14 protein-coding genes are annotated in these 14,906 nt (G+C 68.3%); 3 read left to right on the top strand and 11 right to left on the bottom strand.

The window, feature by feature from the left end:
• The first annotated feature begins 20 nt into the window (after positions 1-20).
• Positions 21-1,607, top strand: coding sequence for an efflux transporter outer membrane subunit (locus FAZ98_RS14200; protein WP_158951784.1), 1,587 nt, complete (start codon positions 21-23; stop codon positions 1,605-1,607).
• A 115-nt stretch (positions 1,608-1,722) separates the two neighbouring features.
• Here FAZ98_RS14200 and FAZ98_RS14195 read toward each other — a convergent pair whose 3' ends face one another.
• From FAZ98_RS14195 to gspG, 8 genes are all read right to left on the bottom strand, one after another.
• Positions 1,723-2,502, bottom strand: coding sequence for a type II secretion system protein N (locus tag FAZ98_RS14195; RefSeq protein ID WP_158951783.1), 780 nt, complete (start codon positions 2,500-2,502; stop codon positions 1,723-1,725).
• A gap of 10 nt (positions 2,503-2,512) precedes the next feature.
• Positions 2,513-3,052: a type II secretion system protein GspM gene (gene gspM, locus FAZ98_RS14190; protein WP_158951782.1), complete on the bottom strand. Its 540-nt coding sequence runs from the start codon at positions 3,050-3,052 to the stop codon at positions 2,513-2,515.
• Positions 3,028-4,425: a type II secretion system protein GspL gene (gspL, locus tag FAZ98_RS14185; protein ID WP_158951781.1), complete on the bottom strand. Its 1,398-nt coding sequence runs from the start codon at positions 4,423-4,425 to the stop codon at positions 3,028-3,030. The genes gspM and gspL overlap by 25 nt, the downstream gene beginning before the upstream one ends.
• Before the next feature lie 40 nt (positions 4,426-4,465).
• On the bottom strand, positions 4,466-5,602 hold the full coding sequence (gspK, locus tag FAZ98_RS14180) for a type II secretion system minor pseudopilin GspK (RefSeq protein ID WP_233272623.1): 1,137 nt from the start codon (positions 5,600-5,602) through the stop codon (positions 4,466-4,468).
• Positions 5,599-6,294: a PulJ/GspJ family protein gene (locus FAZ98_RS14175; RefSeq protein WP_158951780.1), complete on the bottom strand. Its 696-nt coding sequence runs from the start codon at positions 6,292-6,294 to the stop codon at positions 5,599-5,601. Before FAZ98_RS14175 ends, gspK begins: the two co-directional genes overlap by 4 nt.
• Positions 6,272-6,625, bottom strand: coding sequence for a type II secretion system minor pseudopilin GspI (gene gspI, locus FAZ98_RS14170; protein WP_233272724.1), 354 nt, complete (start codon positions 6,623-6,625; stop codon positions 6,272-6,274). Before gspI ends, FAZ98_RS14175 begins: the two co-directional genes overlap by 23 nt.
• A 113-nt stretch (positions 6,626-6,738) precedes the next feature.
• Positions 6,739-7,251, bottom strand: coding sequence for a GspH/FimT family pseudopilin (locus tag FAZ98_RS14165; protein ID WP_158951778.1), 513 nt, complete (start codon positions 7,249-7,251; stop codon positions 6,739-6,741).
• Between the two features lie 112 nt (positions 7,252-7,363).
• Positions 7,364-7,843 carry a type II secretion system major pseudopilin GspG gene (gene gspG, locus FAZ98_RS14160; protein ID WP_158951994.1) on the bottom strand — a complete coding sequence of 160 codons (480 nt, stop codon included), beginning with the start codon at positions 7,841-7,843 and terminating at the stop codon, positions 7,364-7,366.
• 270 nt (positions 7,844-8,113) lie between these two features.
• Between gspG and FAZ98_RS14155 the strand changes: the two genes are divergently transcribed.
• A complete protein-coding gene (locus FAZ98_RS14155; RefSeq protein ID WP_158951777.1) occupies positions 8,114-8,524 on the top strand; it encodes a general secretion pathway protein GspC in 411 nt (136 codons plus the stop codon).
• A 60-nt stretch (positions 8,525-8,584) separates the two neighbouring features.
• Here the strand turns inward: FAZ98_RS14155 and gspF are convergent, their stop codons facing one another.
• Genes gspF through gspD form a run of 3 tightly spaced genes read right to left on the bottom strand, consistent with a single transcriptional unit; the run spans position 8,585 to position 13,766 of the window.
• Complete coding sequence (gspF, locus tag FAZ98_RS14150) at positions 8,585-9,802, bottom strand: type II secretion system inner membrane protein GspF (RefSeq protein WP_158951776.1); 1,218 nt, start codon at positions 9,800-9,802, stop codon at positions 8,585-8,587.
• A 47-nt stretch (positions 9,803-9,849) separates the two neighbouring features.
• Entirely contained in the window at positions 9,850-11,355 is a 1,506-nt protein-coding gene (gene gspE / locus FAZ98_RS14145) for a type II secretion system ATPase GspE (RefSeq protein WP_325072342.1), read from the bottom strand.
• Positions 11,352-13,766, bottom strand: coding sequence for a type II secretion system secretin GspD (gene gspD, locus FAZ98_RS14140; protein WP_158951775.1), 2,415 nt, complete (start codon positions 13,764-13,766; stop codon positions 11,352-11,354). Before gspD ends, gspE begins: the two co-directional genes overlap by 4 nt.
• 620 nt (positions 13,767-14,386) lie before the next feature.
• On the opposite strand from gspD, the gene FAZ98_RS14135 reads away from it, so the two are divergent.
• Positions 14,387-14,833: a lytic transglycosylase domain-containing protein gene (locus FAZ98_RS14135; RefSeq protein WP_158951774.1), complete on the top strand. Its 447-nt coding sequence runs from the start codon at positions 14,387-14,389 to the stop codon at positions 14,831-14,833.
• Positions 14,834-14,906: the final 73 nt, after the last annotated feature.

The raw sequence follows: 14,906 nt of genomic DNA, 5'->3' as shown, positions 1-14,906 counted from the left end.
GCATCGACAGGAATCCTTGCATGCCTTGCCGCTTTGTCCAATCCGGCGCCCGCCGCAGCGCTCACGCCGGGTCCGTGGCGCGCCGCGCGCCCACGCTCGCCTTGCTGTGCGCGGCCGCCGCGCTCACGTTCCAGCTCACAGGCTGCGCCGTCGGTCCCGACTATCATCGGCCGGCCGCCGCCGTGCCCGCGTCGTACAAGGAAGCACCCGAAGGCTGGAAGGTCGCGCAACCGGCCGACAGCGCCGACCGCGGCGCATGGTGGCTCATCTACGACGATCCGCAGCTCAACACGCTGATGGATCAGCTCAACGCGAACAACCAGACCGTCGCGCAGTACGCCGCCGCGTACCGCCAGGCGCGCGCGCTGGTCGGCGAGGCGCGCGCCGCGTATTTCCCGGTGGTGAGCGCGTCGTTCTCGGGCACGCGTTCGCGCACGCCGTCGCGCGTGTCGAGCGTGACCAGTTCCTCGGCGGGCGGCTCGATCTCGAACAACGTCAATCTGGGCCTCGACGCCACCTGGGAACCCGACCTCTGGGGCAAGGTGAGCCGCACCGTCAGTTCGCAGGAGGCGAGCCAGCAGGGCGCCGCCGCCGACCTTGCGAACGCGCGCCTTTCGGCGCAAGCCACGCTCGCGCAGACCTACTTCACGCTGCGCTCGCTCGACGCCCAGCAGAAGCTGCTCGACGACACGGTGGCCGCGTACCAGAAGTCGCTGCAACTCACGCAGAACCAGTACGCGCAAGGCGTGGCGGGCCGCGCCGACGTGATCCAGGCGCAAACGCAATTGCAGTCGGCGCAGGCTTCGTCGATCGACAACGGCGTGGCGCGCGCCCAGGACGAGCACGCGATCGCGGTGCTGGTCGGCCAGCCCGCGTCCATGTTCTCGATTCCGCCCATGCCGCTCACGGCCACGCCGCCCACGGTGCCACTCACAATGCCTTCGGCGCTGCTCGAACGCCGCCCGGACATCGCCTCGGCCGAGCGCAAGGCCGCCTCGGCCAACGAGCAGATTGGCGTGGCCATCGCCGCGTTCTTCCCCACGCTCGATCTCTCCGCGAGCGGCGGCTTCGAAAGCTCGGTGTTCTCGCAACTGCTGCAAATGCCGTCGCGTTTCTGGACGCTCGGGCCTTCGCTGGCCGCGACGGTCTTCGACGCGGGCTTGCGCCGCGCGCAGACCGAAGCCGCGCGCGCCGCCTACGACCAGCAGGTGGCCACGTATCGGCAGACGGTGCTGGCCGCGTTCCAGGACGTGGAGGACAACCTCGCTTCGCAGCGCATCCTCGCGCAGGAAATCGTGGTGCAGCAGCAGGCCGTGGACTCCGCGCAGCACGCGCTCGCGATCGTCACGAACGAGTACAAGGCCGGCACGATCGATTACCAGAACGTGCTGACCGCGCAAACCACGGCGTTCACCGCGCAGCAGAAGCTCGCGAGTATCGGCGGTCAGCGCATGGTGTCGTCGGTGGGACTCGTGAAGTCGCTCGGCGGCGGCTGGGACGCCACGCAGATGGATCGCGAAACGGGCAGCGTGGCGGCGCCCGTTGCGGCTTCGGCGGCTTCGTCCACGGCGGCGGCCGCGAACGCCGCGAGCGCGCCGGGTTCCTGAACGGCGCGACCGTATTCATCGCCGATAAACAAGAAGGGCGGCTTGCCTTGCGCGAGCCGCCCTTCGTCGTTTCCGTGCCGCGCATTTCGATGCGTTCAGCGCGCCTTGGCGCGCCTCAGTGCACGAACGTCAGCGCCACCGTGCCCGGCGAGATCGGCCGGCCCAGCAGATTCAGCAAGCCCGCGAGATTGTCGCGCTGATCGGGCGCGGCGCTCGCGGTGCCCGCAAACGACGCCATCGTCTGCGAAAACGTGCCGTGGCCTTCGAGCATGAGCGGGCCTTTTTGCGTCGACAGATCGAGCGTGGACGCCGCGCCTTGCGCCTGCAACACCACCTGATACGTGCCGAGCGGCTTCACGAGCGAGACGCGCGAACTCATGTCGGCGAGCGAGACGGTCAGGCGGCCGAACGCGTCGTTGCCGAACACGCGCCAGTCGCTCCACGAGAGCCGCACGTTGCCGTCGAAATTGAGCGTGTTGAACGGCGCGCCCAGCCCCGCGAGCAGCGAAGCCGGCACGGCGATACCGCCCGCGCTCACGTTCGCGCCGCGCGGCGTGGCGTCGAGCGTGATGGCGTCGGGCATCGCCTCGGTTTGCAGCATCGTCATGCGCACGCGGCCCGTGAACAGCGGCCAGAACGCCGTGCGCCAGACGATCCGGCCCGGCAGCAGCGTCGCGCCGCTCGCGTCGCGGCCCGCGGCCAGCATCAGCGTGGCGGAGCCGTGCCAGAGCGAACCTTCTGCGTCGACGAGATTGACGTGTCCTTGCGTCACGCGCGCGAACTGCGGCGCGATCCACGCGGCAGGCAGGCGCGCGAGCAGCACGACCCCGCACGACACCACGCCCACGATCAACCAGGGCACCACGGCGCGCAGGCGCCGCATCCAGTAACTCATGCCTCGGTCCTCAGCGCGTGTTGGCGGGCTGCATCGAGGCCGTCAGGTCGACCTGACCGTCGGTCTTGAGCGCGGTGATGTGCGCCTCGACCGCCTGCACCTTGAACTGCTTGCGTACGTCGTCGAGCCACAGGGCGAACGCCGGGAACGACGCGTTCTTGATCTGCACCTGCACCGTCGTGCCGATCAGCTGCACCTGCGCGCCGCCGAGACCATGGTCGGTGAGCGACGCCGTGAGCGCGTCGCGCAGCGCCTGGCCGCTCGGCGCGACGCTCGCCGCCGCGCCCGTGAGCGTGCGCGCCTCGTCGGCCTGCGCCGTCATCAGCGCGAGTTGACGCTGCATGGCGGGCAAGCTCTCGCGCAGGCGCGCGCGGCCGTCCGCCGCCGGTTCCCACAGCACCGAATAGCCGATCGCCAGCGCGAGCACCGCGCCGCCCCACGAGAGCAGCACTTTCTCGCGCGGCGCCCGCGCTTCCCAGAAGTCGGTCCAGATTTCGGCCCATGCGCCGCCCAAAGCCGTTGTCTTCACGATGCGCTCCTGATGGTCCATTTACCGGTGCTTGAATCCTGGGTGCCCGCGAGGCCGTTACGCGCGAGGCGTTTGGTGAGATCGGCATCGACATTGACGCCCGGCTTGAAGGTCACCTCCAGCCGCCGGTCGTGATAGTCGAGCGCGGCGATGCCGTTCACGGGCACGGGGCCGAGCGAACGCGCGAAGGTGTCGGCTAGCGCGAGGAAGTCGTCGGGCGAAGGCTCGCCGGCCGCGAGACGCAGTTGCTGGAGCTGGCGCGACATCTGCCCGGCGGGGTCGAGCACGACCGTCGTTTTCGGGAACGCGTTGAGCAGCAGTTCCGTCATTTGCGTGCTGATGGCGTCGCGCTGGCGCGCCATCATGAGCCACTGCACGTTCGCGCCGACGATGGCCACCACCAGCGACGCGACCACCAGCGCGATGGGCACGCGCAGACGGCGCAACGTCGCGCGGTCCAGACGCCACGGCTGCGCGGCGAACTCGAACTGGCACAGGTCGAAGCGGCAGGCGAGCGCGCGGCGCGCGAGCGCCTCGAACGCGAGCGTCTGCGCGCCGGGCAGCGTGGCGACCAGCGCCGCGCGGGCGGCAGCGCTGGCCGGTTCGCCCGGCAGATTGGTCAGCACCCACGAGGTGAGCGGCGCGGCACCGGCGAGCGCCGTGACCGTGGCGGCCACGCTCGCGGCCGGCACGGCGAACCCTTCGGCGAGCGCGCCGCGCACGACCGCGATTTCGAGCGCCGTTTGCACGGCCACCGCCGATTGTTCCGGCGCCACGCCCGCGAGCAGCGCGGGCGCGGTCGAGATCACGGGGCCGAGCACGCAGGCCGTGACGGGTTCGAGCGCGGGCACGTCGGCGACCACGGTCTTCGCGCTGGCCGCGCTCGCGTTCGGCGCCGTGGCCGCGATCGCTTCGGCCGGTTCCGGCGAGGCCACCGCGGGCGGCGCGACTTCGGGCACGGGCAGGCAGCGCGACACCGGCACCGCGCGCAGGTTGCGATGCCCGGCGCTCGTGAACGCCTCGACGAGGAAGCGGAACCAGCCGCGGTCGATGGCCGTGACGATCTGGCGCCCGTCGGCGAGACGCTGCGGATCGAGCGCCAGATGGCAGGTCTGCGCGTCCTGGATCAGATGATCCTCGACCACGTTCGGCAGCGCCTGGCGCAGCCGCGGACCCTTGAGCGGCGGCACCACGGCGGCGAGCGTGAGCAGGTCGCGCGCGGCGATCAGCATGATGGTGGCCGACGCCTTCGGCAGCAGGCCGAGCGTCGAGCGACCGGCGCGCTGGCTGTGGCCCGCCTTGTCGAGCAGGACGAACGGCAGCTCGGGGAGCTGCCATTCCTGCGAATGAACCGCCGGGTCGCGGGGCGGCATGAGAACGATCAGCGTGCTCAAACGCACCTCTTTTCAATGACGATGGTGGACAAAGACGGCTTCATGGTTCGTCGCGCACGCGCACGATGCGCGTCGTATGGGTGAGCGGATCGCGCCACACGAGCGTGGTCCGGTCCACGACGGCGCGCTCGTGCTGCACGCGGCCATGCACCAGAAAATAACTCGTGTTGACGTCGAGCTGCGTGGTGTCGATGGTGGTCTGCTGCACGCCCGAGCCTTGCAGCGCGAGTTGCACGTCGCCGACATTGTGGAAGAACACGGTTTGACGGCGCGCGACGAAGCCCTGCGCCTGCGAGACGTTCATGCCCGGCACCACGGCGGCCACGACTTCGGCGCTCGCGGTGTTCATGTTCACGGGCGTGGCCGTCGGCAATATCGTGACGAACGGGCGCAGGCGCGCGACGGCGTCGGCCGTGAAGCCGGGCACGTCGAGCAGCGAGTCGACGCTCGTCATTTGCAGCGGCGCGACGGCGCTGTTGCTGCCGGCATCGGCGAGACCGGGATTGCTGGTGAAATTCGCGCCGCCCTGACCGCCGCCGCCCGCGAGCTGCTGCGACTGCGTGCCGTTGCTCGTGCTCTGCGCCTGGTAGCGCGTGGCCGAATAGGCGAGACTCGAGCGCAGATAGGTGGCCGTGTTTTTCGCGAGCGAGCCGTCGAGCCCGACGATCGCGAGCAGCCGCGCGAACGACTCGATTTCGGTGACGTTGAGTTGCAGCATGCCCGGTGCCGAGATGGCCACGAGATCGCGCAAATTGAAGCGCGCCTGCGCGTCTTCGATCGAGCCGGAGAGGTACGTGTCCGCGCCCTGGTCGGCGCGCACCTCGCCGATCTGGCCGAGGAAGTCGGACAAGCGCGTTTTCGCGACCGGCACGCCCCATGTGCCGCCGAGATAGGTGATGCCCGCCGAGGTGTCGGCTTCCGAGCGCAGCACGAGACGCGTCCAGTCGAGCGCGCCGCGCGCGATCCACTGCGCCTGCGCGAGCAGCCGCTGATTCTCGATGCGCCGCAACTGCACCTGCTGGCGCCACAGCATGCCCGAAACCAGAATGGCCGAGAGCGCGACCACGAGCAACGCGGTGATGATGGCCGCGCCTTTGCCCGCGGCTTTGCGCGTGCTGGGACGTGCGCGGTTGCGCGAGCGCCGGCGAACGGGAAACGGTTGCGCGCGCATCGTCATTCGCCCACGAGGAAGATGCGCGTGACCACGTGCGCGAGCGAGTGCGAACCCACGCTCACCTGCACGCCCGTCACGGAACGCGGGATCGGCGCATTGCCGAGCTGCGGCACCTTCGCGCCGTTGTTGTTGCCGGTGAGCTGCGCGCGCACGTCCTGCATGTTCGAGGTCCAGCCCGTCTTGGGCACGTAGAGGCGCGCGCTGATCGAGTCCACACCGCGCATCATCGGCAAGGCGCTCCAGTTGCCGCTCTCGCCGCGCAACGCGCTGCGCAGCTGGCCGAGGTTGGCGAGCGGCGGCGAGGCGTAACGCACGACCTGGCCGTCCTGCACGCGGTAGCGCACGACTTGCAGCCGCGGCGCCGCGCCGGGCGGCACGGCGAACGCGCGCACGATCTGCAGCGCGCCGCCTTCGAGGGAGATGGCGAGGCCGGCCGCTTCGTCGTCGGAAGCGGCTTCGCGCGCGTCGATGCGCATCTGGTCGAACATCTGCGCGAACACGCGTTCCTCGGCCATCGAGCGCGTGAGCACGTCGCGCCCGCGCATGATCTGGTCGAGCCCGCGCCACGCGAGCAGCGCCACCACGGCGAGAATGGCGATGGCGACGAGCAGTTCGATGAGCGTGAAGCCGCGCGCGCCGTACCGGCGGGAGCGCGCGCGCCCGCGCGGGCGGTCACAGCGATCGGTTCGTTTCATTGCCGAGCACCGTGACGAGTTGCGCGAGATTGCCGGCGCGGCCGGGCGTCGTCACCGACACCTCCACGCGGCGAAAAATGGGGTTGGGCGTGGCCGTCACGTGCTGCGTGCAGGTGAGGCGCAGGTTGCCCTGCGAGCAGTCGAAGCGGCGCTCGCCGAGGTCCGGCCAGGTATGGGCGAGGCTCAGTTGCGCGAGCGTGTTGTCGGCGCTCCAGCCCGCGAGCAGGCGATCGTGCAGATCGGCTTCGCTCGCGGCGAGACTGCCCACGGCGCGCAGCGAAGCCGCGAGCGCGATGGCGACGATCGCGAGCGCGACCAGCACTTCGATCATGGTGAAGCCGCGCGCGGGCGTGGCCTGGCGCGTGCGCACACCGGCGCGATGCTTCAGTCGCGTATCGATACGCTCGCGCGTATGCCTGTTCATGCCGTTAGCGCGACGCATGCTCAGCGCACCTCGTAGCGGCCGGTGCCGGTGCCGACGATCGTCGCGCGGCCGGCCGCCGAGTAGAGCGTGACCTGCACCGGCACGTCCACGGCTTCGGTGCCGAACACGAGACGGCTCGCGCGGGTGTCGTCGCCGCCGCCCGGATACGTGATCGCCACGCCCGTCACGCCGCCGTCCCAGCGGCGCGGGCCGAGCAGGTCGTCGCGCAGCGGGCGCCAGCCGTCCTCGGTGCGCACGTCGAAGCGAAAGCCGCCCGAGAGCGGCTGCCACGCGATCGGCCGCGCGCGCACCTGGGCTTCGTCGCCGGCCGACTCGAACAGCAGCGCGAGCCGCTGCGCCTCTTCGTTCAGATCGGTGCGCGGATTGCGCGTGAGCGAGAGCGACGCGAGCGACACGAGCAGCCCCGCGATCAGCAGCACGACGAGCATTTCGAGCAGCGTGAAGCCCGCCGCGCGCGCAGGCGTGCGCGGACGGCGACGGGATCGGCTGATCGGAGAACGGCGCTCAGGCATGGGCAGGATCGGGGACGGAGTTCGGAGGAATGGCGTTGCGGGGCGCGTGGGCGGGTGTCTTGTCTATCGACGTCAGACGAGCGGGCCGCGCCGTGCGCGGCCGCTCACAACGCTATTGCCACGACCCGATGTCGGCGTCGTTGCCTTCGCCGCCCGGTTTGCCGTCGGCGCCATAGCTGAACACGTCGATCTCGCCGTGCACGCCCGGATTCAGATACTGATACGCGTTGCCCCACGGATCGTTGGGCAGGCGCTCGAGATAGCCGCCGTCCTTCCAGTTGTTCGGCACCGGGTCGGTGGTGGGCTTTTGCACGAGCGATTGCAGGCCCTGGTCCTGGGTCGGATAGCGGCCGTTGTCGAGCCGGTAGAGCTTCATTGCCTGCATGATCGTGCCGATGTCCTGCTTCGCGGCCACGCGGCGTGCTTCGTCGGGGCGGCTCATGATCTTCGGCACGATCAGCGCGGCGAGAATGCCGAGAATCGCGATCACCACCATGATTTCGATGAGCGTGAAGCCGCGTTGACGGCGCGCGCGCAGACCTTCGCGCGCCGCCACGGTTTGCGCACGACGGCTCGGTAGATTCGCCCACATGGACATGAGTACTTCCTCCCTCTCTGGATTGGGTTGCGGCGCGCGCAATGGGCGCCGCGCCTGCGGTACAGCCTGGACTTCGTCACGCTCGCAACGCGCCCCGTTTTACGGGTTCGCGCGCGCATGACGGGTCATTGTAATGTCACACGATGACGGCTTTCCGACGCCGCCCCGGTCTCATGTCTTACGCAACCTTTCCGCGTATTACGGCGCGCATGACGAACCGCATCGCGACATCAAATTTTTCATAAACCTTCGTACAATGAACGGATGAACCCACTGCAAATCCGCCTCCTGTCCCTCGCCGCGTTCGCGGTGTTCTGCGCCACCGCCACGTGGTGGGCGATCACGCTCAGCGCGCATCAGGCACCCGTGCAGGCCGCCGCGGCGCAGCCGCCGGTTTCGCTCGATCAGGCCGGCACGCTGTTCGGCGGCAAGCTCGACCGCAGCGCCTCGCAGGACATTCGCCTGTTCGGCATTCTCGCGCTGCAGCAGGGCGCGGCCGCCATCGTGAGCGTGGGCGGCGAACCGGCCCGGGCCATTTCGCTGGGCGGCCCGCTCGACGCCAATTCGAAGCTCTACGAAGTGCGCCCGCGCTCGATCATCGTCGACCGCAAGGGCGTGCACTCGGAAGTCTTCCTGCCCGCCAACGCCGCCGGTCCCACCATCTACGTGCGCTGATTCCGGCGCGCGCCATCCCGTGGCGCAAGCCGCGCAGTAAGACGGCCATTGCCCGCCGGCTTACTGCACGAGATTGTTCAACTCGATGATCGGCAGCATCACCGCGAGCACGATCACGAGCACCACGCCCCCCATCGCCAGAATCAGGAGCGGCTCCAGCAAGCTCGTCAGGAACATCGTGCGGCGCTCCAGCTCGCGCGCTTCGCCTTCCGCGGCGCGGTCGAGCATGGTGGTGACGTCGCCGGTTGCCTCGCCCGAACGGATCAGATGCACGAGCACGGGCGGAAACGTCTTCGTGTTGTTGAGCGCGCGCGACAGCGACGTGCCTTCGCGCACGCGCACGATGGCTTCGTCGATATTGGCGCGCATCGCGTTGTTCGAGAGCGTTTCGCCGGCCGCCTGCAGCGCGCGCAGAATGGGCACGCCCGCGGCGCTCAGAATGCCGAGCGTGCTCGCGAACCGCACCGTGTTGTAGCCGCGCACGAGCTTGCCCGCGAGCGGCGCCGTGAGCATCCAGCGGTCGAACGCGAGGCGCGGTCCCGGCCGGCTCAAGGTCGCGCGCACGATCCACGCGACGATCGCCACCGCGATCAGCACGGCCCACCACCAGTGCCGCACGAAGCCCGAGAGCGCCATCATCATGATGGTGAGAAACGGCAGTTGCTGCTTGGTGCTCGCGAACACGTTCACGACCTGCGGCACCACGTAGCTCAGCAGGAACGTGACGATGCCGAACGCGATGAGCGTGACGATCGCCGGATACGTGAAGGCGAGCACGATCTTCTGCTTGAGCGCGTTGCGCTGCTCGATGTAGTCGGCGAGACGCGAGAGCACGAGACCGAGCTTGCCGGTGTGCTCGCCCGCCGCGACGAGCGCGCGGTAGATGTCGGGGAAGTCGCGCGGATGCTGCGAAAGCGCGTTGGCGAGCGAATGGCCGCCGAGCACTTCGGCGCGAATCGCGGCCATCAGTTCGCGAATGTAGTCGCGCTCGGACTGCTCCGTGAGCACCGCGAGCGCTTCGCCGAGCGGCAGGCCCGCCACCAGCAGACTGGCAAGCTGCCGCGTGAGAATGGCCTGCTCGCGCTGCGAGAGCTTGCGGCCGAGCGCGAGGCGCTGCTGGCGCGCGCCGCGCGTGCGGCTCGCGGCCGGTTCCACCACGAGCGGCGTGAGGCCCTGGCCGCGCAGTTGCGCGCGCGCGTTGCGGGCGCTGTCGGCGTCGAGTACGCCTTTTTGCGCCTTGCCCGTGGCGTCGATGGCTTCGAAGCGAAATGCCGGCATGCTCGTCGCCCTTTAATTACGGTACGTCATCAAATACGAAGGCGTCATCAAACGCCGCCCGTCACGCGCAGCACTTCTTCGAGCGACGTGGTGCCCGCGTCGAGCCAGCGTTCGCCGTCCTCGCGCAGCGTGCGCATGCCCTGCGCGCGGCCGGCCGCGAGAATCTCAGCGTCCGCCGCGTTGCGGTGGATCAGCGCGCGGATCGGCTCGTCGATGGTCAAGAGTTCGTACACGCCGCGCCGGCCCACGTAACCCGTGTTGCCGCAACGCTCGCACCCGACCGGGTGATAGCGCGTGCGGCCGTCTTCCTCCACGCGCGCTTCCTTGCACACGGGGCAGAGCTGGCGCACGAGCCGCTGCGCGAGCACGCCGAGCAGCGACGAAGCGAGCAGGTACGGCTCCACGCCCATGTCGGTCAGACGCGTGACCGCCGAGGCGGCGTCGTTGGTGTGCAGCGTGGCGAGCACGAGGTGGCCCGTGAGCGAAGCCTGCACGGCGATCTGCGCGGTTTCGAGGTCGCGGATTTCGCCGATCATGATGATGTCCGGATCCTGACGCAGGATCGAGCGCAGCGCGCGCGCGAACGTCATGCCAATGCGCTCGTTCACCTGGGTCTGGCCGATGCCCGAGAGGTCGTACTCGATCGGGTCTTCCACGGTCATGATGTTGGTCGTGGCCGTTTCCAGACGCGACATCGACGCATACAGCGTGGTCGTCTTGCCCGAGCCGGTGGGCCCGGTCACGAGCACGATGCCGTGCGGCTTGCCGATCAACTGGTCGAACTGGCGCAGCGTGTCGCCGGCCATGCCGAGCGTTTCGAGGTTCAGGCGTTGCGCGTCTTTCTCGAGCAGACGCAGCACCGCGCGCTCGCCGTGGCCCGTGGGCAGCGTGGAAACGCGCACGTCCACCGGCCGCCCGCCCACGCGCAGCGTGATGCGGCCGTCCTGCGGCAGACGTTTTTCGGCGATGTCGAGCTGCGCCATGATCTTGATCCGCGAGATCAGCGCGCCGTGCAGCGCCTTCTTCGGACGCACGACGTCGCGCAACGTGCCGTCCACGCGAAAGCGCACCACCGACGACGTTTCGAACGGCTCGATGTGGATATCGGACGCCTGCTCGCGCGCGGCCTGCGTGAGCAGCGCGTTGATCATGCGGATGATCGGCGCGTCGTCTTCGGATTCGAGCAGGTCTTCCACTTCGGGAATGTCCTGCATGAGGCGCGACAGATCGACTTCGCCTTCGACTTCGCCCACCACCTGCGCCGCGCTGCCGTCCTGGCGCGCGTAGGCCTGGTTGATGGCGAGCGCGAGTTCGTCGGCGGCAACACGAACGAGCGAGAACGCGCCGAAGTTGCGCGCGACTTCGGCGATCGCGGCCTGGGTCGTGCGTTCGCTGATCCAGACTTCGAGGCCGTCGGCGTGCTGTTGCGCAACGAGAATCTGTCCGCCGCGCGCGAACGCGTAGGGCACGAGACGCGCGGCCAGCGGCGAGGGCGCGGCGCGCTCGCCGTGGGCCGCAGGCGTCGCGCCGGACGCGGACGAAGGCGTGCTCAAGGCTGCACCCTCGGCGCGGTGGTGGCCGGCTGCTGATCGGCCGCGGCGGGCGACACTTGCGCGGGCAGCGTCTGGACCGGCACCGGACCGTTTTGCGGCAAGGTCTGCACCGGCACGGGCGCGGTCTGGATCGGGGCCGTTTGCACCGGCGCGGTTTGGACCGGTGACTGCGCCGGCGACTGGACCGGATACGCGGGCTGCATCTGCGCGGGCAGCGAGCGCACGATCTGCTCGCGGCGCATCTTGTCGAGGTCGAACAGATTCACGGCCGAACCGCCTTCGGCCGGACCCAGCGGCATGGGCGGCACGACCGGATCGTCGCGGTCCTTCACGAGGTTGTTGTCGGACTTGTACGCGCCCGTCACGCCCTGGATGTAGTCGTAGCGGTTCGACGTGACCGCCTGCGCCGTGTTGCGGTCGTTGATGATCACGGGGCGCAGGAACACCATCAGGTTGGTCTTCTGGCGCGTCTTGGCTTCCGAGCGGAACAGCTGGCCGATCCACGGAATGTCGCCGAGCAGCGGCACCTTGCTGTTGCTGACCTGATAGTTGTCCTGCATCAGGCCGCCGAGCACGATGATCTCGCCGTTGTCGGCCAGCACGGTGGACTGGATCGAACGCTTGGTGAAGTCGGGACCGGCCGGATTGGTCGACACATTGGTCGTGCCGGACACGATCGCCGAATCCTCCGTGTACAGCTGCAGCTTGAGGATGCCGCCTTCGGTGATCTGCGGCTTGATGTGCAGCGTCAGGCCCACGTCCACGCGGTCGTAGGTATTGAACGCCGCGCTGCTCGTGCCGCTCGTGAGGTTCGAGTACGAGCCCGTCTGGATCGGCACGTTGGTGCCCACGACGATCTTCGCTTCCTGGTTGTCGAGCGTGACCAGGTTAGGCGTGGAGAGCACGTTGGCGTCGCTCGACTGCGAAAGCGCCTGCAGCAACGCGCCCAGACCTTGCACGCCGAACAGGTTGTGTACCCAACCCACGTTCAGGCCTTGCTGGAGGCTCGCGAGCGAGTTCACGAGCCCGCCGCCGGTGACCGCGCCCGCTGTCAGGTTGATGATGCTGTTGCCCGTGCCGCCCGTGGTGAGATTGGTGCCGGCCAGCAGATTGCCGTTGCCGATCTGCCACTGAATGCCGAGATTGGCGTTGGTGTTCGAGTTCAGCTCGACGATCAGCGCTTCGATATAGACCTGGGCGCGGCGCGCGTCGAGCTGATCGATCACGCTGCGCAGGTTGCGATAGACCGGGTCCGGCGCCGTGATGATGAGCGAGTTGGTCGCCGCGTCGGCCTGGATCATGCCGCCGCCCGACGAATTGTCGTCGCTCTTGTCCTTGTCGTTGCTGCCGAGGAAGTCGCTGTTGCCGTTGTTGCCCGAGGTACCGCCCGACATCGGGTTGCTGCTCGACGAGCTGCTGCCGCCGAGCGAGCTGGGCAGCGGCGGCGAACCGGACATGCCGGTCGAACTGCTGCTGTTGTTGCCGCTGCCGCCGCCGTTGCCGTTCTGGTTGAACGAGTTCGCGCCGCCGCCCGAGGACGAGTCGTTGCCGCCCTTGCCGAGCATGCCGCGCAGGGTCTTGGCGAGCTGCACGGCGTCGGCGTTGCGCAGCGCCACCACGTGCATGTTGCCCGGCATGCTGGTGGGCGCGTCCAGTTGCTCCGTGAGCTTCTTCGCGGCCGCGAGGCGTTGCGGGTTCGAGGCGCGCAGCATGACCGAGTTCGTGCGCGGGTCGGCGATCACCGAAACCTTGAGCGTGGCGTCCGAGCCGCCGATAGCGCCCGGGTCGAGCATTTTCTGCAGCGTGGGCGCGATGTCGAGCGCGTTGGCGTTCTTGAGCGGCACGACCAGCACCTGCTGGCCCGCGGCCGTGTCCACCCCCGCGATGATCGAGGCGATACGGCGCACGTTGTCGGCGTAGTCGGTCACGACGAGCGTGTTGTTGCCGGGATACGCGGCGATCGTGTTGTTCGGCGAGATGAGCGGGCGCAGCACCGGCAGCAGGTTGTTCGCCGACTCGTTGCGCAGCGTGAACACCTGCGTGACCACCTGGTCGCCGCGCGCCGCGGGCGTATTGCCCACGTAGGTGGGCACGCCCTGGAGCTTGGCGTCGGCTTCCGGCACGACCTTCAACACGCCGTGATCCTGCACCAGCGCGAAACCTTGCATGCGCAGCGCCGACTGCAGCGTCTTGAGCGCCTGGTCTTCCGGCACGGGGTTCTCGGAAACGAGATTGAGCTGCCCCTTCACGCGCGGGTCGACGATGATCGTCTTGCCCGTGGCCGCGCCGATGGCCTTTGCGACCTGATCGATATCGGCGTTGACAAAATTGAGCGTGACCTGCGCATAAGCGACCTGCGCCGTCAGGAGTCCGCTTACCAGCAGCGCCAGGGCGCGGCGACGCAAAGCCATACGTTTTCTTCTCATGGGTGTCATATCGATGCCGGCAGCGAAGGCGTCCGGCCACATTCGTCCTCGACGAACAGCCGGTGGGCCGCGTCGCCAGAGCCGCGCCGACCGGTCCCGGATCTCCTCAATCCAGGCGTTCGCGCATCCGCAAAAGGTGCAACAGTAGCAGCTTTTCGTGTCGAAATTGTCACAAAAAAGGAATCTCCGGGAAACCCTTCTAATCGCGCGAGTGAGCCGTCCCGCAACGCTTCCAAGCTATTTGTAATCTTTCGCTAAAGTGCCGCGCGTTCGGTGTCGTTAATCTGTCACGATGTTGCCGATTCGTCGCGACGGCGCTTCGTTTTTCCGTACGTTTTGACCGATTGGCCAGCTTGACGCGTCATCGTCTGCCGGTATCATACGAGCGGCCTGGAACCCGGTCCGGCTGCGAGCCCGTGTGGTTTGCGCGTTTTTTGGCGACGTTCGCCGCTGGTTGCGTGGGATTCGTCGCCGGGTTGCGTCGGATGACGGGAGCGGGCGCGTTCGTCCGCGCAAGGATCCGCGGTTGTCGTCGCGGGAAAGCCACAGCATCGTTTCCGCGCGCGCCGTTTCGGCCGCTCAATCGTCGTTTTGCAGAACATGCAATGAAAAACCTCGGGTCTGTTTCGCTTGCCGTTGCCGCCGCGCTCGTTCTCGGGAGCGCGAGCACGCTCGCACGCGCCGACTGCTTCGACGAAGCCGCGCGTTACCAGAAGGTCAATCCGCTCATCCTGCGCGCCATCGCCTGGCAGGAATCGCACAATCGCGGCGACGCCCTGCACAAGAACGCCAACGGCTCGATCGACTACGGCGTCATGCAGATCAACTCGATCCATCTGCCGGCGCTTTCGCAGTACGGTATTTCGTCGTCCACGCTGATGGAGCCGTGCAAGAACGTCTACATTGCCGCGTGGCATCTGCGCCAGAAGATGAACAAGTACGGCAACACGTGGGCGGCCGTGGGCGCTTACCACTCCGAAACGCCTTCGCTGCGCGACGAATATGCGCAAGACATCGCCAACATTCTGCGCAAGTGGCGTTTGATGAAGTAACGCGGTAGGGCGGTGCGCCACGCGCCGCCCGCGCGCATGGTGCAAAATGCAGGCTTGCGCCGCGCCCACGCGC

The sequence above is a fragment of the Paraburkholderia acidisoli genome (assembly GCF_009789675.1).
GTDB classification, from domain to species: Bacteria; Pseudomonadota; Gammaproteobacteria; order Burkholderiales; family Burkholderiaceae; genus Paraburkholderia; species Paraburkholderia acidisoli.
This window is presented reverse-complemented; position numbering and strand designations above follow the sequence as displayed.

Excerpts from the sequence above, each read along its gene's own strand:
- FAZ98_RS14200 (WP_158951784.1), top strand. The coding sequence starts at position 21 with ATGCCTTGCCGCTTTGTCCAATCCGGCGCCCGCCGCAGCGCTCACGCC.
- FAZ98_RS14195 (WP_158951783.1), bottom strand. The coding sequence starts at position 2,502 with ATGAGTTACTGGATGCGGCGCCTGCGCGCCGTGGTGCCCTGGTTGATC.
- gspM (WP_158951782.1), bottom strand. The coding sequence starts at position 3,052 with ATGGACCATCAGGAGCGCATCGTGAAGACAACGGCTTTGGGCGGCGCA.
- gspK (WP_233272623.1), bottom strand. The coding sequence starts at position 5,602 with ATGACGATGCGCGCGCAACCGTTTCCCGTTCGCCGGCGCTCGCGCAAC.
- FAZ98_RS14175 (WP_158951780.1), bottom strand. The coding sequence starts at position 6,294 with ATGAAACGAACCGATCGCTGTGACCGCCCGCGCGGGCGCGCGCGCTCC.
- gspI (WP_233272724.1), bottom strand. The coding sequence starts at position 6,625 with ATGATCGAAGTGCTGGTCGCGCTCGCGATCGTCGCCATCGCGCTCGCG.
- FAZ98_RS14165 (WP_158951778.1), bottom strand. The coding sequence starts at position 7,251 with ATGCCTGAGCGCCGTTCTCCGATCAGCCGATCCCGTCGCCGTCCGCGC.
- gspG (WP_158951994.1), bottom strand. The coding sequence starts at position 7,843 with ATGTGGGCGAATCTACCGAGCCGTCGTGCGCAAACCGTGGCGGCGCGC.
- FAZ98_RS14155 (WP_158951777.1), top strand. The coding sequence starts at position 8,114 with ATGAACCCACTGCAAATCCGCCTCCTGTCCCTCGCCGCGTTCGCGGTG.
- gspF (WP_158951776.1), bottom strand. The coding sequence starts at position 9,802 with ATGCCGGCATTTCGCTTCGAAGCCATCGACGCCACGGGCAAGGCGCAA.
- gspD (WP_158951775.1), bottom strand. The coding sequence starts at position 13,766 with ATGGCTTTGCGTCGCCGCGCCCTGGCGCTGCTGGTAAGCGGACTCCTG.
- FAZ98_RS14135 (WP_158951774.1), top strand. The coding sequence starts at position 14,387 with ATGAAAAACCTCGGGTCTGTTTCGCTTGCCGTTGCCGCCGCGCTCGTT.